This is a genomic window from Caballeronia terrestris (assembly GCF_001544515.1).
Lineage (GTDB): Bacteria > Pseudomonadota > Gammaproteobacteria > Burkholderiales > Burkholderiaceae > Caballeronia > Caballeronia terrestris.
Genome location: NZ_FCOL02000042.1, coordinates 19,500 through 38,261 on the forward strand (window position 1 = coordinate 19,500; position 18,762 = coordinate 38,261).

The following is an 18,762-nucleotide window of genomic DNA, read 5'->3' on the forward strand; positions in this document are numbered from 1 at the left end:
CTTGTATTCCCTGTATTGTTTTAACCGGCTTCGAGGCCATCCGGTCGCGGCAAAGCGCGACCGGACATCCCCAAACGAGCACCGGGCCGCGCGGTAATTTTTATTCGGTCCACCGTCAGCGGTTCGGTAAAAGCAAGACTATCAACGCACGGCTTCATTGCCAATACGGTGCACACGGGATTCGTCTGTGGAGCGTTCGTGAACCCACACAGGTCGTGCCAGGTCCCGTCGCGCAAGCGTTTGCGCGCATTTCGAGCTCACCGCACGTGTTGGAAAATGTCCCTGAGCCACTGCGCGAAAACCCTGACGCGCGACGATAGCTGACGGCTTTGGGGATACAGCACGGAGACCGGCATCGGTGGCGGAGGGAAGGCATCGAGCACGACTTCGAGCGTGCCCGCCGACAATTCGCCGAGCACGCGATAGCGCGGCACTTGCACGATGCCGAGTCCCGCGATGGCCGCGCCCGCATAAAGATCCGCGCCCGTGACGGAGACGACCGACGGCAACGGTATTTCCACCACGCGGTCGTCGACGGTGAATTCCATCGGCAGGATGCGGCCCGTTGCGCTCGACACGTAGTTCACCGCGCGATGGCCGTCGAGCGCATCGAGCGATTGCGGCCTGCTGAATTGCGCGAGATACGCGGGACTCGCAACCGTCACCTGTTCCAGCAGCGCCACGCGCCGTCCGACCATCGACGAATCCTGCAGGATGCCCGCGCGCAAAACGCAGTCGATGCCTTCGCGCACGAGATCGACGAGCCGGTCGTCCTCGCCGATCTGCAATTCGATGCCGGGATAGTGCGCGATGAAACCGGGCAGCGCGGGCACGACGAAGTTCTTCGCGAGCGTGCCCTGCAAATTCACGCGCAGTAGACCCTTCGGCGCGACGTGACGGAACGATCCCTCGGCTTCCTCCATATCGGCGATTAGACGCACGCAGCGCTGGTAGTACGCGTCGCCGTCGTGCGTGAGGCGCACGGTGCGCGTGGTGCGCTCGATGAGGCGCGTGCCGAGCCGTTCTTCGAGCCGCTTGAGCAGGTTCGTGACGGTGGCGCGCGGAATCTGCAGATCATCGGCGGCCTGCGTGAAGCTGCTTCTTTCCGCGATGCGGATGAAAACCTGCATCTCCTGAAAGCGGTCCATGCGTGCTCTTGGTTGGCGTGCTGATTGTTGAAGCAAACCGAGCGATGGTAGCGCAGCGCGGCGATTATTGGCGCGGCAGACGCAGCGGAAAAATGATCGTCGCGGCGACAATGCCGAGCATCCCGCCGATCAGCGTCTCCCATGCGCGCGCGGCGAGCAGCGGCACGGAATGAAGGCCGCTCACCGCCATCGTCACGATCAGCGTGAACGCGAACGCCCCGCACGCGACGTCGTAGCGCTCGGGCAGCGCCATCGCGTAGATGATCATCGCGATCGCGGCCGCGCACCAGATCAAAAGCGGCGCATGCAAGGCGAGCGGCAGGCACGCGAGCCCGATCGGCACGCCGACGAGCGTCCCGATGATCCTGCGCCGCACGCGCTCGACCGTGCCCGTCGCCGAGCCCGCGACGACATACGTGCACGCCGTGATCGCCCACGCCGATTCCGCGAGATCGAACGCTTCGTTCAACGCGACGACCACGAGCGCGCCGCACGCTGCCTGCAATCCCATGATGAATTCCGCGGATAACCCGTTGCGCCCCGCCGGCGGTCCGGGCGCAAGCGCAGCGACGCTTGCCGGGCGCTCGGCGGGACCGCTCAGGACGCGCGGCACGATCGACGCGAGCGCGGCAATCGCTGACGCGACGGCGATCGCCGGCAGATCGGCCGTGCTGAGCTGCACGCCGTAAGCGAGCAATTGTCCGATGTAGATCTGCGAGCCGAGGCCCGCGCCGAGCACGCCGAAGCGCTTCAGATAGCCCACGAGAAACGCGCCCGTCACGAGCATGAGTTCCGGTCCCGCGCGCGCGACACCGTGCAACAGCGGCGCAAGGATCACGAACATCGCTGCGCCGAAGCCCGCCGCCAGGCAGAGCACTGCTAGATCGCGGCTCGATTCGAAGCGCGTCGTGCGCGCCTCGGACACGCTTGCCCACAACGCGAAACCGCTCGCGAGCATGCCGAGCAGCCCGCCGCCGGGCAGGCCGTGCGTGATGTCCTGCAAGGTGCCGAGCGAGGCGGCGATGCCGTAAGCCGTGACGAGGCGCAGCCCCTTGATCCGGCGATGCGTTCCTGGATCGATGCGGTCGATCCACGCGATGCCGCGTGTCACGAACGATCGTGCGTTGAGAGCGGATTGGTCGTCGTCGGTCGGGTTCATCGAGCAGTCGTCAATTCATCGAAAAAGCCGCCAAACCGGGCGCTGTTTGGCGGATCGCACCAATGGCGATGCGGGCAGAATCTGTCAACGAGGGAGAGAACCAAAGGCTACTATGCAATCGAATCAGCCGGGCATCGACAGGGAAAAAGCACGGCTTCGAGCACTTGTGCTCGTTCCCGCTCTGACCCTCCTCGTGTTGTGTGTACTGTGGGTCACGATCCTCGTGAGACTGCAGATCGAGAAAGAGTCTGTCGTGCGCGACACGCAGGACGCCGCGCGCACCATCGCGCACTCGCTCCAGACACACACGCTCAAGACCATTCACGACGTCGACGTGATCGCGCTCCTCATGAAGTTCGGCTACGAGACTTCGCCGCTTACGTTCGATCTCACGCGCTATCAATCCTACGGCCTGATCACTGCCGATACGGCGCTGCAAGTGACCATCGTCGGCCCGAACGGCCACGTGCTCAGTTCGACACTGCCGGTCAAGGGTATCGTCGATCTCAGCGACCGGGAGCATTTTCGCGTGCATCGCGCGAGTGAATCGGTCGGGCTGTTCATCAGCAAGCCCGTGATCGGGCGCGTGTCGAAGCAGTGGTCCGTGCAGGCGACGCGTCGCCTCAATAATCCGGACGGGAGCTTCGCCGGCGTCGTCGTCATCTCCGAAGACCCCGCTTATCTCACCGACGGTTTCTACAACAGCGCGGCGCTCGGCAAGCACGGTTTGATCGCGGTCGTGTCGAACAAGGGCTTCACGCTGTCGCGCCGTGCGGGCGAATCGCGTAGCGTCACAGGCGGGCCGCAACTCGAAAGCTATCAGGACATTGCACGCGCGCCGAACGGCACGATAGTGGACCCGGTCGATGGCATCGAGCGGATCGTCGCGAGCAGCACGATCGATCGTTACGGTATCGTCGTGATCGCGGGCCTCTCGCTCGACGAAGCGCTCGACGATTATTACCGCATGCGCCGCGTCTACGTGACGATGGCCGCCGTCATTTCGGTGATGCTGATCGGTTTCGCGATCTGGATCATGGCGCTCGTCTCGACGCTGCATCGCCGCAAGGACTTGCTGCGCCGTCTCTCGGAAACAGACCGGCTGACAGGCCTCTACAACCGCGGACGCATCAAGGATCTCTTGCAGGAAGCGGCCGCCGAGCAGCATGCATGCGGCAGGGTCGCGGCGATCTTCGTCGACCTGGACAACTTCAAGCAACTGAACGATACCTACGGGCATCAATGCGGCGACGAAGTGCTCACCGTGCTCGCGGAACGCTTGCGCATGGCGGTGGGCGAGCGCGGTGTGATCGGCCGTCTGGGCGGCGACGAGTTTCTCGTGGTGCTCGAATGTGACGACGCACTCTTCGCGGCCAAACGCACGGCGGACGCGATCGCGCATGCGCTCGCCGCCGACATCAGCGTGCGCGGCAAGCCGTACGTGATGCGCGCGAGCCTGGGCGTCGCGGTGCTCGCCGCCGGCGAAACGGCCGACGATCTCGTGCGCAAGGCCGATCATGCGATGTACGAGGCGAAGCAGGGCGGCCGTGGTGGACGCACGACGACGTGGCACGCTTTCGGCGACGAGACCCTCCTCGCTGAAGAAGACGCGGCGTAAAAACTCACGCGTGCCACGCCGCGCCGTCGGGAAACGTGTAGCGATCGAGCGATTCGGCATGGATCTCGATGCTGTAGCCCGGCGCTTGCGGCGGCATGTAGTGACCATTCGCGATCACGACGGGATCGATGAAATGCTCATGCAGATGATCGACGTATTCGAGCACGCGGTTCTCCAGCGACCCCGACACGCACACGTAGTCGAACAGCGAAATATGCTGCACGTACTCGCATAATCCGACGCCGCCCGCATGCGGGCACACCGGCACGCCGAACTTTGCCGCCATCAGCAGCACGACCAGCACTTCGTTCAATCCGCCGAGCCGGCAACTGTCCACCTGACAGAAATCGATCGCTCCTGCCTGCAGCAACTGCTTGAACATCACACGATTGTGGCAATGCTCGCCCGTCGCGACGCCGATAGGCGCCACGCGTTGCCGGATCGCGGCGTGGCCGAGGATGTCGTCGGGGCTCGTCGGCTCTTCGATCCACCACGGATCGAATTCGGCAAGACGCCGCATGTTCGCGATCGCCTGATCGACTTCCCAGACTTGATTCGCGTCCATCATCAGTTTGCGGTCCGGCCCGATCTCCTCACGCAGGATGCGCGCGCGCCGCACGTCTTCATCGAGATCGCCACCGACCTTCTGTTTGAAATGCGTCCACCCCTGCGCGACGCCTTCGCGCGCGAGGCGGCGGATCTTGTCGTCGTCGTAGCCGAGCCAGCCGGCCGAAGTCGTGTATGCGGGATAGCCGTCGGCCCGCATCTCGCGTTCGCGCTCGCGCTTGGTGGGCTCATGACGGCGCAGGATCGCGAGCGATTCATAAGGCGTGAGTGCATCGGTGACGTAGCGGAAGTCGAGGCAGCGCACGAGCTCTTCCGGGCTCATGTCGACGAGCAGCATCCAGAGCGGCTTCTTCTCCGCTTTCGCCCACAAGTCCCACACCGCGTTGACGACGGCGGCCGTCGCGAGATGGATCACCCCTTTCTCCGGGCCGATCCAGCGCAACTGGCTGTCGGACGTGAACGCCCGCCAGAAGCCGCCCATGTCGGCGGCGATGTCCTCCAGTCGCTTGCCGACGACGAGCGGTGCCAGCGCCTTCACCGCCTGCACGACCACCTCATTGCCGCGCCCGATCGTGAACGTGAGTCCATGACCTGCGAGTCCTTCGGGCGCGTCGGTTTCGAGGATCGCGTAGGTCGCCGAGTAGTCGGGCGCGGCGTTCATCGCGTCGGAGCCATCGAGCGAGCGGGAGGTCGGAAAGCGAATGTCGCGCACGGAGAGATGGGTGATCGTGGTCATTGTCGGCTCCTTGAAAACATCATGACGGCTTGCAAGCCGCGTCGATTTGTTCAGGCGAATGACGGCGCGCAGGACGATGTTGACAAGCGCGACTCCGCCTCCTAGCCTGCTAGCATGTTAGTTCGAAATCAGGGGCTGCGTGAGCGATTCGACCGACGATGCGAGTCTTGCCGCCAACCCCTATCGCGCTCTGGAAACGCTCCAGGGCGCCGGACGCGGCAGTCTCACCGACGCCGTGGCGGAGGCGTTGCGTGGCGCGATCATCAGCCTCGCGATGGAGCCCGGCATGATGATCGACAAGCTCGCCGTGTGCGAACGCATGGGCGTGTCGCGCTTTCCGGTATCGGCGGCGCTCGCGAAGCTCGCGGCGGCGGGACTCGTCGAAGTCTTGCCGCAGCGCGGCACGCGCGTGATGCCAATAGTGATGCACGACATCCGCCAGCATCTGTTCATTCGCAGCGCCCTCGAAGTGGAGACGGTGCGCACGCTGACAGGTGCTTCACCCGATGCAATGATCGACGTGCTCGGTGCACTCGACGCAAATCTGAACCGGCAGCGCGAGATTGTCGCGGCGGGCTTGCGGCCCGAATTCCATACGCTCGATCTCGCGTTTCACGAGATCCTGCTCGATGCAACCGGCTTGCCGCGCGTGAAGGAGATCGTCGCGGTGTCGCGCAGTGCGCTCGATCGCGCGCGACGGCTGATGGCGAGCCCCGAGCGCCACGCGCATACGCTTGCCGAGCACGAGCGCATCGTCGAAGCCATACGAACACGCGATGCGGAAGCGGCCGCGCATGCGATGCACCATCACCTGGATGAAGTCGTCGCGGAGTTGCGGCGCTTCGCCAGCGAACGGCCGGATTTGTTCAGGGAATGACGAATAACGGATAACGCGTGACTGAGGAGATGACTCAGGTTAGTCAACCCGGTGTGGAGGAGACAAAAAATGAAGCTGCTAAGACTGGCAAGCGCGGCCGTTGCAATGGCGGCCGCGGGACTCGTCGCGGGCACGGCAGAGGCCGCGGAGGACTTCAAGGGCGTGACCGTCAACGTAATGACGTTCGTCGGGCCGCAGATCGCGGAGCCGTTGCAGCGCCGCGCGCCCGAGTTTGAAAAGCTGACGGGCGCGAAGGTCAACATCCTGACGGTGCCGTTCTCGGATCTCTATCAGAAGCTGTTGACGGACTGGGCTTCCGGTACGAACTCGGTGGACGCCGCCGTGTTCGCGCCGCAATGGATGGTCGATTACACGAAGGGCAATTTCCTCGAAGACCTTTCGGGACGCATCGCGAAGGATGCGGCGCTGAAGGAAGGCGACGTGATGCCGTTCTTCGTCGACTTCTCGCAGAAGTTCAACGGCAAGACGTATCTGGTCGCGCTCGACGGCGACTTCCAGATGGTCTACTACCGCACCGATATCCTGAAGGCGCTCGGCAAGCAGCCGCCTAAAACCTGGGACGACTATCTCGACATCGCGAAGGCGGCCAACGGCAAGACGTTCGAAGGCGGCGACGGCAAGCCGGTTGCCGGATCGTGCATTTCGAAGAAGCGTAACGCGCAGGCTTACTGGGCGATCATTTCGATCGCGGGCGGCTATCTGCAATCGAAGGGCACGGCGCAAGGCGCGTTCTTCGATCCGCGCACCTTCAAGCCGCTCGTGAACAACGACGCGTTCAAGGCCGCGCTCAACGTGCTCAAGGAATCGACGAGCTACGGGCCGCCCAACGAGATCAATCTCGACGTCGGCGATACGCGCAGCGCGTTTATCTCCGGACATTGTGCGTTGACGCTCGACTGGGGCGACGTCGGCGTGCTGGCGATCGATCCGAAGCAGTCGAAGGTGATCGACAAGGTCGGCGCCGTGATCCTGCCGGGCTCGACGAAAGTGCTGAACCGCGATACCGGCAAGCTCGTGCCGTGCGACAAGAGCACGTGCCCGTATGCCGTCGATGGCGTGAATCACGCGCCGTTCGCGGCGTTCGGCGGGTGGTCGGGCGGGGTCAATTCGAAGGCCAAACCGAAGGTGAAGGAGGCCGCTTATGCGTTTCTCTCATACATGAGCCAGCCGGCGCAATCGAACGTGGACGTGACGATCGGCGCGACGGGTTTCAATCCGTATCGCCGCTCGCAGTTCACCGACATGGCGATGTGGAAAAAGGCGGGCATGAGCGAGCCGGCGGCGAATTCGTATCTCGGCGCGATCAAGTCGAGCCTGGAAAGCCCGAACATGATCATCGACTTGCGCATTCCGCAGAATCAGCGCTATGAACAGGTCGTGCTCGACACGGCGGTGGCGCGCTTCCTCGCGGGCGAACTCGATGCCGATGCGACGATGAAGGCGATCCAGAGCGGCTGGGACGAAATCACCGAGGACCTCAACAAGGACACGCAGTTGCGCGCGTACAAGGCGTCGATCGGAGCGAAGTAGCGTATGCAATCTTCGTCGCAGGCATCGTCGGCGGGCGCGCCGCGTCGCGCGTGGCGGCGCTCGTCGGTATCGAACTGGCTCGACCGGCAGGCGCCGTATGTATTCGTCCTGCCGACGGTGCTCGTGATCCTCGCGTTCTCGATCTTTCCGCTCGTAAGTTCGGCGTATCTGTCTCTGATGCGTTTTTCGCTGGGCGAGGGCGGCTATGAACTGACGTTCGTCGGACTGCGCAACTACGTGCGGCTTTTCAGCGGCACGCAGCAGTTTCATTTCGTCGGCGTGTTCAGGCCGCCGGGCATCGCAAGCATCGCGGTGATGGTTGTAGCGGTGTTGCTCGTCGCGTGGTGGTTCGTGCGCTATTTGCGTGGCGCTCGCCGGTCGATCATCGGCTTCATCGGACGATCGATTTCAGCCGTCCTGTTCCTCGCGCTCGTGTGGCTCGCGGCCAATACGACAGGCAACGGCGGCGCGCTCGGCAGCCTGATGGTGACGATGTTCTATGTCGTGTTCGGCGTGGCCTTGCAGTTTCTCATCGGGCTCGGCCTCGCTTATCTTTGCACGTTGCCGCTCAAGGGCGGGCGCTTTTTCCGTCTGCTTTTCTTCCTGCCGCTGATGGTCACGCCCGTAGGCATTGCGTACATGTTCCGCATGATGGCCGACACCTCCGTCGGTCCGCTCGCGCCGCTCTGGGCGGCGCTCGGGCTCGGGCAGATCGCGTGGGCCGCGGACCCGTGGCTCGCGCGCTCGGTCGTCGTGATCGGCGATACGTGGCAATGGGTGCCGTTCATGTTCCTCGTGCTGCTCGCCGCGCTCGAAGGCACGTCGCGCGATCAGATCGAAGCGGCGCAGCTCGACGGCGCGTCGAACTGGCGCATCTTTCGCGACGTCACATGGCCGTCAATTGCGCCGGTCGCCGCAAGCGCGGTGCTGATCCGTCTGATCGAAGCGTTCAAGGTCGTGGACTTGCCGAACGTGCTGACGAACGGCGGCCCCGGCATCGCGACGGAATCGATGACGCTGCACGCGTTCATCGAATGGCGCACGCTGAATCTCGGCGGCGCTTCGGCGGTGGCGTACATGCTGTTCTTCGTCTCGACGATTGCGTGCGTGTCGTTCTTCCAGCTCGTCGTCAGGCGCGCGAGGGGGCAAGCGGCATGAACGTGTTCAAGCGCTGGTTCGTTCGCGCGCGCATCGACGAGATGCCGCCTGGCTCGCGCGTGATCGCTTATGCGCTGCTCGCGCTGTGGTCGCTCGTCGTGCTTTTTCCGCTCTACTGGATGGCGATCACGTCGTTCAAGCTGCCCATCGACGTATCGAGCGGCCCGGTATATCTGCCCTTCATCGACTTCAAGCCGAGCCTCGATGCGTGGCACTACATCTTCGTCGACCTCGGGCCCGACACGTTCCGTCCGTACCTCAACTCACTGATCATCGCGACGTGCGGCACGGCGGCGTCCGTCTTCTTCGGATCGATGGCGGCGTATGCACTCGCTCGCATCGAATACAAGCCGCCTGTGGCCGCCGTGGGCCTCGGCGTGCTGATGATCGCGGCGCTCATCGCGGCGGTGGGCTGGGGCGGAGTCGATTTGCGCATCGCGGCGGCCGTAGGCATCGCGCTCTTCGTGCTGCTCTTGCGTCCGATCGTGCGCCGCGCGCGCCGGCATCTCGGCAACGACGACATCCTGTTCTGGATCGTCTCGCAGCGCATCCTGCCGCCTGTCGTCACGGTGATCCCGATCTATCTCACCTTCAAGAGCGTCGGCCTGCTCGACACACATCTCGCGCTCATCATTACCTACGCAACGGCGAACGTGCCGATCGTCGTGTGGCTGATGTTCGACTTCTTCGATGGCGTACCGAAGGAGATCGAGGAGAGCGCGCAGATCGACGGCGCGACGCGTTTCGCGATCCTGTTCGGCATCGTGTTTCCGCTCGTGGCGCCGGGCCTCGTCGCGACGAGTTTGCTCGTGCTGATCCTGTCATGGAACGAGTACCTGTTCGCGCTCTTTCTGACGACCGCCAACGCGCAGACGCTGCCGCTTCTCGTGGCCGCGCAGAACGCAACACGCGGGCCGCAATGGTGGAACATGTCAGTGCTGATTCTGATCATGATCCTGCCGGTGATGTTGCTGACGCTCACGCTGCAGCGCTTCATCGTGAAGGGCATTCTCGTGGGAGCGGTCAAGGGATGACGGACATGCACATGCCGGCAGCGGACGCGCGGCTCGGCCAGATCGCGGCTTCGCAGCACTCGAAGAGCGTGTCGCTGCGCAACGTCGGCAAGACCTTCGGCGATACGCGCGTGCTGCGCGATCTCACGCTCGACGTGCACGCGGGCGAGTTCCTCGTGCTGCTCGGCGAATCGGGCTGCGGGAAGACCACGGCGCTGCGCATCATCGCGGGGCTGGAGTCGGCGACCGAAGGCACGGTGCACGTCGGCGAGCGCGACGTGACGAACGACCTGCCGCGCGATCGCGACGTGGCGATGGTGTTCCAGTCGTACGCGCTCTACCCGCACAAGACGGTGTTCGAGAACATCGCGTATCCGCTGATCGTGCGCAAGCGCGCGAAGGACGAGATCGAAGCGGCTGTGCGCGAAGTCGCCGCGAGCGTGCAACTCGAGCCGCTTCTCACGCGCTATCCGCGCCAGCTTTCAGGCGGACAGCGGCAGCGCGTGGCGCTCGCCCGCGCGATCATCCGCCGGCCGGCGGCGTTCCTGATGGACGAGCCGCTCTCGAACCTCGATGCGAAGCTGCGCGGCCACATGCGCGCGGAACTCAAGCACATGCAGCACGAACTCGACATCACGACGATCTACGTCACGCACGACCAGATTGAGGCGATGACGCTCGCGCATCGCGTCGCGCTGATCGACAAGGGTGTGCTGCAGCAACTCGATACCCCCGCGCGCATCTACTCCGACCCCGCGAACCTGTTCGTCGCGGGCTTCATCGGTTCGCCGCCGATGAACTTCCTGCGCGGCACGCTTGGAGGCCGCCGTTTCGAGGCGCAAGACCTGGCACTCGCCGCCGACGTGGACCATCGCGGCGATGCGACGCTCGGCGTGCGGCCAGAGGAGTGCGCGCTCGTCGCGGCATTGGAGGGCGAGATGCAGGGCCGCATCTACTCGGTGGAGCTGATCGGCGACCACTCGCTCGTCACGCTGAATGTAGGCGAGCAGAAAGTGATCGTGAAGGTGTCGAACATGTTCGCGGGCGAGATCGGCAGCGCGGCGGGCGTGCGCGTGAACCGCGAGCGTATTTATTTCTTCGACCAGCAGACTGGGCAGCGCATCCGGCAAAAATAACCGTCCAAAGCGACTATATTTGAAGGGCAGGACTTTGCCAGCGCGTCCTGTAAGGAGGCGCACCATGCGGCGTATTTATTTTCTCCTGCCCGACGTAAAAAGCGCGAAGGGCATCATCGACGAATTGCTGCTCAAGCGGGTCGAATGGCGGCACATTCACGTGCTCGCGCGGCCGCACATGCCGCTCGAAGACCTGCCGCAGGCGACGCTCGCGCAACGCAGCGACCTGCTCTACGCGCTCGGGCGCGGCACGGCGGCGGGCGGCGTCACCGGCATGCTCGCGGGACTCGTCGCGATGGCGTTTCCGCCCGCGGGGCTCACGATCGCCGGCGGGGCGGTGGTGTGCATGACGCTCGCGAGCGCCGGTTTCGGCGCATGGACCGCGACGATGATCGGCGTCGACGTGCCGAACACGCGTCTCAGGCGCTTCGAGCAGGCCATCGAGAACGGCGAGCTGCTGATGATGGTCGACGTGCCGAAGGGTCGCGTCGAGGAGATCGAGGAAGTCATCAAGAGCCACCATCCCGAGGCGGACGTCGAGGGCACGGACCCGACGATCCCCGCATTTCCGTAGGCCTTCACCGCGAGGTTTTTCTGATGCGCTAAGATCACGTGCCGGCACGTGATGCGCATCGCCTTGCGCGCCGAAAACAGTCAGCATTTCGCTAAAAAATACGAAAATAAATGTCGAACTTCGTTTCAACGATGATTCTCAATCAAGGATGAATAATTCGATGCGCCGAGTCGTATTCAATCAGAAGGGTGGTGTCGGAAAATCCACCATCGTATGCAATCTGGCCGCGATCAGTGCATCCCAGGGTTTGCGCACGCTCGTGCTCGACCTCGATCCCCAAGGTAATTCCAGCCAGTACCTGTTGGGCGCCGATGCGAAGGACGCGCAGCCGAATCTGGCGAGTTTCTTCGAAACGGCATTGAGCTACAGCTTTCGCGAACCGGAAATCAATTCATTCATCCATTCGACGCCATTCGAAAATCTCGACATCATTCCTTCGCATCCGAATCTGGATGCGTTGATGGGGAAACTCGAATCGCGTTACAAGATCTATAAGCTGCGTGACGCTTTAAAGGGCCTGCAGGATTACGACGCCGTTTATATCGACACACCGCCCGCGCTGAATTTCTTTACGCGTTCGGCGCTGATCGCGGTCGAGCGCTGCCTGATTCCCTTCGATTGCGATGACTTTTCGCGCCGCGCGCTCTATTCGGTGCTCGAAAACGTGCAGGAAATCCGCCACGACCACAATCCCGGTCTCGCAGTGGAAGGCATCGTCATCAATCAGTTCCAGCCGCGCGCGAGCCTGCCGCAGCAACTCGTCGACGAATTGCGCAGCGAAAGCCTGCCGGTGCTGAACTCGCATATTTCACTGTCGGTGAAGATTCGCGAGAGTCATCAGCATGCTCGGCCGATGATCTATCTGGAACCACGTCACAAGCTCGCGCAGGAATATCTCGCGCTGCATAACGAGCTCAACGGTTAAGGCAGCGCAAAGGCGGGCGCGGGAAGCATGAACCCCCTCCTGCTCGCCAATTTTGTGCTGATCGTGCACCTGGCGTTTGTTTTGTTCGTGGTGTTCGGCGGCGTGCTCGCGCTGCGCTATCGCAAGCTGGTCTGGCTGCATTTGCCTGCACTGGCATGGGGCATCGCGATCGAATTGGCGGGCTGGGTGTGTCCGCTGACGCCGTTGGAAAATTACTATCTGCGCCTCTCCGGCGAGGCGGGCTACGCGGGCGGTTTCATCGAGCGGATGATTTCGCGCGTGCTCTATCCCGTCGATCTCACGCCCGCGCTGCGCTACGTGCTCGCGTCGCTCCTGATCGCCGTGAACGCGACGGTCTATGCGTTCGTCATCGTGCGCAAGCGGCGCGCGATGTGACCCGTTTCAACTCTTCTTCGTCGTACGCGCGACGAACGGCGTCGGGGCGTGCTGCACCTTGTCGCTGCCGCATTTGGGGCACTGGAGATTGACCGTCGCGTGCTCCGCGAGATGCTCCGCATGCTCGAACGTGGCGCCGCACTTTTCGCATCGGTACTGATAGGTCGGCATGACTTTCCTCCAACACAAGCCCTAAAAAGCATTCTAGGCCGCCGAGCGACGCACGACCGGCGTTTCCGGCGTCGGATAGCCCGCCTGCGTGAAGGTCTCGACGATCGCGCGATTCGTGTCGAAGTAGACCTGCCAGTAGTCTTTCGTGCTCGTGTACGGACGCACGCACAAGAGCGGTCCTTCCGGCGTGAACGAGAGGATCTCGACATCGGGCGCGGGCGTCTCGGCGACGTTCGGAATCGCCGCAACGGCCACCTTCAGGCGCGCGATCGCATCGAGCGGATCGACGCCGTTCGCGATCTTCGCCGTCAGTTCGACGCGCCGGGTCGGCAACAGGCTGTAGTTCCAGATCGTGTCGGAGAAAATCTTGTTGTTGCCGACAATGGTCGCGACGTTGTCGGGCGTCGTGATCATCGTGCCGAAGAGGCCGAGTTCCATGACGGTGCCGGTCACGCCGCCCGCCGTCACGAAGTCACCGACCTTGAACGGCCGCAGCACCTGCATGAAGATGCCCGCCGCGAAATGCGCAAGCAGTCCGCCCCACGCGACGCCAATCGCAAGACCGAGACCGGCGAGCAGCGCGGCGAACGAGGTGGTCTGAACGCCGAAGATCTGCAGGATTGCGAGAATCAGGAAGAGGTTCAGCAGCGCGCCGAGGATCGAGCCGAGATAGTGCGCGAGCGTCGGGTCGACGCGTCCGTTCTTCGCGAGAACCTTGCGCATCCCGGTGATCACAAGGCCGATCAGCCAGCGCCCGACGATCCACAGTGCGATTGCCGCGATCACGTTGATCGCGAAATCGACGCCACGGGTCATGATGAAAACGCGCACCGTTTCGATGTTCATATTTTTCTCACCTTACGCGCTGACCGGAAAATACTTCCCCTGTGCCTCGTGAGTTATAGGCGACCGACTGCGCGACTGCAAGGCACGCGCATGGTGTCGTTTTCAGGTCCAGTCGGTGGCTGAATCCTGCAGGTCGGGAAGCGTCAATCCAGCGGAAGGCAACGGCAGCGCGGTCTTGTACCGCACCTGCTTGAGCGCGAAGCTGGAGCGAATATTCGACACGCCCGGGATCTTCGTCAGCCGGTCGAGAATGAAGCGTTCTAACGCCATCACGTCGGGCACGACCACGCGCAGCAAATAGTCGGCATCGCCCGTCATCAGGTAGCACTCCATCACCTCGGGCCGCGCGCTGATCGCTTCCTCGAAGCGCAGCAGCGCGTCTTCGACCTGCTTTTCGAGGCTCACCTGGATGAACACGTTGATGCGCAAGCCGAGCACTTCGGGATTGAGCAGCGTGACGTGCTGCTTGAAAAGCCCTGCCTTTTCCAGCGCCCGCACACGGTTGAAGCAGGGCGTCGGCGAGAGATTCACCGCGCTCGCCAGTTCCGCGTTCGTGATGCGCGCATTCTGCTGAAGCTGGTTGAGGATGCCGATATCGATGCGATCGAGCCGCTGCTTGGCCGAGGACGTCATAGTCTAAATATTCCGTGAATGGCGAAGGATGAAGAATAAATACACTATCGGCGGCGCGGAAGCCAGGCAAAAGAGACGCACATTCTGCGCGAGGATGGCTATCCTGTTTCGATCGCCTCGAACAAATGCGGAGTCGCGTCATGACGGATTTAGCCAGCGGAACCACCCAGATCATTTCGATAGCCAAGGGACGCGAAGACAGCGATCCGCAAGAGACCGCCGAGTGGCTCGACGCGCTCGATGCAGTGGTGAAGCACGTCGGCATGGAGCGCGCGCAGTATCTGTTCGACCGGCTGTCGGATCATGCGCTGTCGGTCGGGGTGGAGTCGATGCGGGCGCGGATCACGCCTTATCGCAATACGATCGATGTCGCGCGGCAGCCGCCGTATCCCGGCAACCTCGACATCGAAGAGCGGCTCGCCGCCGTGCTGCGCTGGAACGCCCTTGCGATGGTCGTGCGTGCGAACCGCGCGTATGGCGAACTCGGCGGCCATATCGCGAGTTATGCATCGGCGGCGGATCTTTTCGAGGTCGGGTTCAATCATTTCTTCCGCGCGGATGGCGACGACGGCCACGGCGGCGATCTCGTGTACTTTCAGCCGCATTCGTCGCCGGGCGTCTATGCGCGCGCGTTCCTCGAAGGCTTTCTCGATGAGGCGCATCTGCGGCACTATCGCCGCGAAATAGCGGGGCCGGGGCTTTGTTCGTATCCGCATCCGTGGCTGATGCCCGACTTCTGGCAGTTCCCCACCGGCTCGATGGGCATTGGTCCGATCAACTCGATCTATCAAGCGCGCTTCATGCGCTATCTGCAGAATCGCGGCCTGCAAAAAACCGACGGACGCAAGGTGTGGGGCTTCTTCGGCGACGGTGAGATGGACGAGCCGGAATCGATCGGCTCGCTGTCGCTCGCCGCGCGCGAACAGCTCGACAACCTCGTCTTCGTCATCAACTGCAATCTGCAACGGCTCGACGGTCCCGTGCGCAGCAACGGCCGCATCGTCGACGAACTCGAAGCGCAGTTCACCGGCGCGGGCTGGAACGTGATCAAGGTGCTGTGGGGTTCCGACTGGGACGCGCTTTTCGCAAGAGATCGCACGGGCGCGTTGCTGCGCGCGTTCGCGCATACCGTCGACGGCCAGTTCCAGACGTTCTCGGCCAACGACGGCCGTTACAACCGCGAGCGTTTCTTCGGCCAGAACTCCGAGCTTGCCGCGCTCGCGGCGCACCTCTCCGACGAGGACATCGACCGCTTGCGGCGCGGCGGCCATGACGTGCGCAAGCTCCACGCGGCATACGCGGCGGCGCTCGCGCACAAAGGCCGGCCGACCGTGATCCTCGCGAAGACGATGAAGGGCTTTGGCATGGGCACGGGCGGGCAAGGCCGCATGACGACGCATCAGCAGAAGAAGCTCGATTTCGACGACCTGAAGGCGTTCCGCGACCGCTTTCGCCTGCCGCTTTCCGATGCGGACGTCGAGCAATTGAAGTTCTACAAGCCCGCCGACGATAGCCCCGAAATGCAATATCTGCATGCGCGCCGCGCGGCGCTCGGCGGCTACTTGCCGCGCCGGCGCAAAGTGGCGTCGAAAGGGCTCATCGTCCCGCCGATGCAAAGCTGGGCGCAGTTCGCGATCGAATCGAACGGCAAGGAAATGTCCTCGACGATGGCGATCGTGCGCATGCTCGGCAGCCTCATGAAGGACGCGGCGCTCGGCGCCCGCATCGTGCCCGTGGTCGCGGACGAGGCGCGCACTTTCGGCATGGCAAACCTGTTCCGGCAAGTCGGCATTTATTCGCCGCTCGGGCAACTTTACGAGCCGGAGGACATGGGCTCGATGCTTTACTACCGCGAGGACACGCGCGGACAAATTCTCGAAGAAGGCATCTCGGAGGCGGGCGCGGTGTCGTCGTGGATCGCGGCGGCGACCTCCTACAGCGTGCACGACCTGCCGATGCTGCCGTTCTACATCTACTACTCGATGTTCGGCTTCCAGCGCATCGGCGACATCATCTGGGCCGCCGCCGACCAGCGGGCGCGCGGTTTCCTGATCGGCGCGACGGCGGGCAAGACGACGCTCGGCGGCGAGGGCCTGCAGCATCAGGACGGCAGCAGCCATCTCGTGGCATCGACGATTCCGAACTGCCGCGCCTACGATCCCGCGTTTGCGTACGAAGTCGCGGCGATCGTCGATGAAGGCATGCGCGAAATGGTCGAGCGCCAGCACGACGTGTTCTATTACATGACCGCGATGAACGAGAACTACGCGCATCCGTCGGCACCGGGCGGTGCGTTGAGCGATGCGTTGCGTGCCGATATTCTCAAGGGCATGTACCGGCTTTCGTCGGACGAATGCGCGCAGGTGCAGTTGCTCGGCGCGGGCGCGATCCTCGGCGAAGTCATTGCCGCGCAAGCCATGCTCAAGGACGACTGGAACATCGACGCCGCCGTCTGGAGCGTGACGAGCTTCACCGAACTGCATCGCGATGGCGCGGCGGCAGAGCGCAACGCGCGGCTCGGCATCGAATCGGCCGATGCGTTCGTCACATCGTCGCTGGCGGAAGCGCGCGGCCCGGTGATCGCCGCAACCGACTACGTGCGTGCCGTGCCCGAGCTGATCCGCGCTTACGTGCCGCGCCGCTACGTGACGCTCGGCACCGATGGCTTCGGCCGCAGCGACACGCGCCAGTCGTTGCGCGAGTTCTTCGAAGTCGATCGGGCATCGATCGTGATCGCCGCTTTGAAGGCGCTCGCGGACGATGGCGAGATCGAAGCCGCCACCGTCGCGCAGGCCCGCGAGCGCTATGGCAAGACGCACGACAACGCACCGTGGCAGCGTTGAAACCGCTATGAATCTGCTAGGCTGCGACTCACCGAGTCCACGCCTAGCCCGATGACCGATCAGCCTTTCAATCGCTTTTCCGATGCGGAGATCGCCGCTGTCTATCGTGCGATCCGCGAGCGGCGCGACATGCGTCATTTCACTGACGCGCCGGTCGCAGCCGAACAACTGGCGCGTCTGCTAAAGGCCGCGCATGACGCGCCGAGCGTCGGCTTCATGCAGCCGTGGCGTTTCGTGCGCGTGACGGATCGCGCGCTCCGTTTGGCGCTGCATGACATCGTCGAGACCGAACGACGCGCTACCGCGGAGGCGCTCAACGAACGCGCCGACGAATTCATGAAACTGAAAGTGCAGGGCATCCTCGATTGCGGCGAGGTGCTGGTCGCGGGCCTGATGGAGGATCGCGAGCGCCACCTGTTCGGGCGCCGGACGATGCCGGAGATGGACCTGGCCTCGGTGGCGTGCGCGATCCAGAACCTGTGGCTCGCGGCGCGCGCGGAAGGGCTCGGCGTGGGCTGGGTCTCGCTCTTCGACGTCGACGCCGTGCGGCGCCTGCTGCACATGCCCGCCGATGCGAAGCCAGTCGCGATTCTGTGCGTCGGGCACGTCGAGCGCTTCTACGATGAGCCGATGCTGCAGGCGCAAGGCTGGGCCAAACGCGTGCCGCAGGTGTTGTGCGTCGAAGAAAACCGCTGGCCGGCGGCGATTCAATTCAAATAACGCCTTTCCGCCGCCGACGCGCGTCCGAATCCTCGCGCGCCTGCTTCAGCAAGCTGGACACTTCCTCGTCGCTCGTCTGCGAAAAGTCGACATAAAACTGCCCGACGCCGAAATAATTGCGCGGCCGCATCACGCAGACGAATTCATCCACGACGCTTTCGATGCGCGCATCCGAATCCGCGGGCGCCACAGGCAGCGCGGCCACGATGCGCGCCGGCTTCCTGTCGCGCAGCGCCATCGCGGCGGCTTTCATCGTGGCGCCGGTCGCCATGCCGTCATCGACGACGATCGCGACGCGACCTTCCACATAGAGCGGCCCGCGCGTCCCGCGATACGCCGATTCGCGCCGCGCGAGTTCGTTGCGTTCGCGCGCGATCACGGCATCGAGCTCGGCTTGCGTTACGCCCGTGTAGCGCACGATGCTGTCGTCGAGATAGAACGCGCCACCCGAAGCGATTGCGCCCATCGCGAGCTCCGGCTGGATCGGCACGCCGAGCTTGCGCACGACGAGCACGTCGAGGTCGGCGTCGAGCGCGCGCGCCACTTCGAAGCCCACCGGCACGCCGCCGCGCGGCAGGCCGAGCACGAGCACGTCGTCGCGGCCGGCGTAGGCGCCTAGCAACGCGGCGAGCGCGCGGCCCGCGTCGATGCGATTGTCGAAGACCGTATCCATGCTTAGAAACTTAGTTCG

At 63.5% G+C, this 18,762-nt stretch carries 18 protein-coding genes; 11 read left to right on the forward strand and 7 right to left on the reverse strand.

Annotated elements, in window-relative coordinates:
• Window positions 1-257 precede the first annotated feature (257 nt).
• Window positions 258-1,148, reverse strand: a complete 891-nt coding sequence (locus tag AWB67_RS25520; protein ID WP_087658998.1) for a LysR family transcriptional regulator — start codon at window positions 1,146-1,148, stop codon at window positions 258-260.
• A 64-nt stretch (window positions 1,149-1,212) separates the two neighbouring features.
• Complete coding sequence (locus AWB67_RS25525; protein ID WP_087658999.1) at window positions 1,213-2,307, reverse strand: FUSC family protein; 1,095 nt, start codon at window positions 2,305-2,307, stop codon at window positions 1,213-1,215.
• Window positions 2,308-2,473: 166 nt separating this feature from the next.
• On the opposite strand from AWB67_RS25525, the gene AWB67_RS25530 reads away from it, so the two are divergent.
• Complete coding sequence (locus tag AWB67_RS25530; RefSeq protein ID WP_235025312.1) at window positions 2,474-3,925, forward strand: sensor domain-containing diguanylate cyclase; 1,452 nt, start codon at window positions 2,474-2,476, stop codon at window positions 3,923-3,925.
• Between the two features lie 4 nt (window positions 3,926-3,929).
• Here AWB67_RS25530 and AWB67_RS25535 read toward each other — a convergent pair whose 3' ends face one another.
• Window positions 3,930-5,228, reverse strand: a complete 1,299-nt coding sequence (locus AWB67_RS25535; RefSeq protein ID WP_087659001.1) for an L-fuconate dehydratase — start codon at window positions 5,226-5,228, stop codon at window positions 3,930-3,932.
• A 139-nt stretch (window positions 5,229-5,367) separates the two neighbouring features.
• Here AWB67_RS25535 and AWB67_RS25540 point away from each other — a divergent pair, with 139 nt between their 5' ends.
• The 8 genes from AWB67_RS25540 to AWB67_RS25575 all read left to right on the forward strand — a co-directional run bounded on the left by AWB67_RS25540 (window position 5,368) and on the right by AWB67_RS25575 (window position 12,858).
• Window positions 5,368-6,105 (forward strand): GntR family transcriptional regulator, encoded by a 738-nt coding sequence (locus tag AWB67_RS25540; RefSeq protein ID WP_235025313.1) that lies wholly within the window; start codon window positions 5,368-5,370, stop codon window positions 6,103-6,105.
• Window positions 6,106-6,174: 69 nt separating this feature from the next.
• On the forward strand, window positions 6,175-7,656 hold the full coding sequence (locus tag AWB67_RS25545; protein WP_087659002.1) for an ABC transporter substrate-binding protein: 1,482 nt from the start codon (window positions 6,175-6,177) through the stop codon (window positions 7,654-7,656).
• 3 nt (window positions 7,657-7,659) lie between these two features.
• Entirely contained in the window at window positions 7,660-8,814 is a 1,155-nt protein-coding gene (locus AWB67_RS25550; RefSeq protein ID WP_087659003.1) for a carbohydrate ABC transporter permease, read from the forward strand.
• On the forward strand, window positions 8,811-9,848 hold the full coding sequence (locus AWB67_RS25555) for a carbohydrate ABC transporter permease (RefSeq protein ID WP_087659004.1): 1,038 nt from the start codon (window positions 8,811-8,813) through the stop codon (window positions 9,846-9,848). Before AWB67_RS25550 ends, AWB67_RS25555 begins: the two co-directional genes overlap by 4 nt.
• 11 nt (window positions 9,849-9,859) lie before the next feature.
• Complete coding sequence (locus AWB67_RS25560) at window positions 9,860-10,963, forward strand: ABC transporter ATP-binding protein (protein WP_087659023.1); 1,104 nt, start codon at window positions 9,860-9,862, stop codon at window positions 10,961-10,963.
• Between the two features lie 64 nt (window positions 10,964-11,027).
• Complete coding sequence (locus AWB67_RS25565; RefSeq protein ID WP_087659005.1) at window positions 11,028-11,537, forward strand: DUF1269 domain-containing protein; 510 nt, start codon at window positions 11,028-11,030, stop codon at window positions 11,535-11,537.
• A 160-nt stretch (window positions 11,538-11,697) separates the two neighbouring features.
• Entirely contained in the window at window positions 11,698-12,462 is a 765-nt protein-coding gene (locus AWB67_RS25570; protein ID WP_087659024.1) for a ParA family protein, read from the forward strand.
• A gap of 27 nt (window positions 12,463-12,489) precedes the next feature.
• Window positions 12,490-12,858, forward strand: coding sequence for a DUF2784 domain-containing protein (locus AWB67_RS25575; RefSeq protein ID WP_087659006.1), 369 nt, complete (start codon window positions 12,490-12,492; stop codon window positions 12,856-12,858).
• A 6-nt stretch (window positions 12,859-12,864) separates the two neighbouring features.
• Here AWB67_RS25575 and AWB67_RS25580 read toward each other — a convergent pair whose 3' ends face one another.
• From AWB67_RS25580 to AWB67_RS25590, 3 genes are all read right to left on the reverse strand, one after another.
• Entirely contained in the window at window positions 12,865-13,029 is a 165-nt protein-coding gene (locus AWB67_RS25580; protein ID WP_087659007.1) for an FmdB family zinc ribbon protein, read from the reverse strand.
• A 33-nt stretch (window positions 13,030-13,062) separates the two neighbouring features.
• Window positions 13,063-13,875, reverse strand: a complete 813-nt coding sequence (locus AWB67_RS25585; protein ID WP_087659008.1) for a mechanosensitive ion channel family protein — start codon at window positions 13,873-13,875, stop codon at window positions 13,063-13,065.
• A 102-nt stretch (window positions 13,876-13,977) separates the two neighbouring features.
• A complete protein-coding gene (locus AWB67_RS25590) occupies window positions 13,978-14,508 on the reverse strand; it encodes an Lrp/AsnC family transcriptional regulator (protein WP_087659009.1) in 531 nt (176 codons plus the stop codon).
• Between the two features lie 140 nt (window positions 14,509-14,648).
• On the opposite strand from AWB67_RS25590, the gene mdeB reads away from it, so the two are divergent.
• Together mdeB and bluB are read left to right on the forward strand one after the other, a co-directional pair.
• Window positions 14,649-17,351 carry an alpha-ketoglutarate dehydrogenase gene (gene mdeB, locus AWB67_RS25595; protein WP_087659010.1) on the forward strand — a complete coding sequence of 901 codons (2,703 nt, stop codon included), beginning with the start codon at window positions 14,649-14,651 and terminating at the stop codon, window positions 17,349-17,351.
• Window positions 17,352-17,402: 51 nt separating this feature from the next.
• Window positions 17,403-18,071, forward strand: coding sequence for a 5,6-dimethylbenzimidazole synthase (gene bluB / locus AWB67_RS25600; protein WP_087659011.1), 669 nt, complete (start codon window positions 17,403-17,405; stop codon window positions 18,069-18,071).
• Here the strand turns inward: bluB and AWB67_RS25605 are convergent.
• Window positions 18,064-18,744, reverse strand: a complete 681-nt coding sequence (locus AWB67_RS25605) for a phosphoribosyltransferase (RefSeq protein WP_087659012.1) — start codon at window positions 18,742-18,744, stop codon at window positions 18,064-18,066. The genes bluB and AWB67_RS25605 overlap by 8 nt on opposite strands.
• Window positions 18,745-18,762 lie beyond the last annotated feature (18 nt).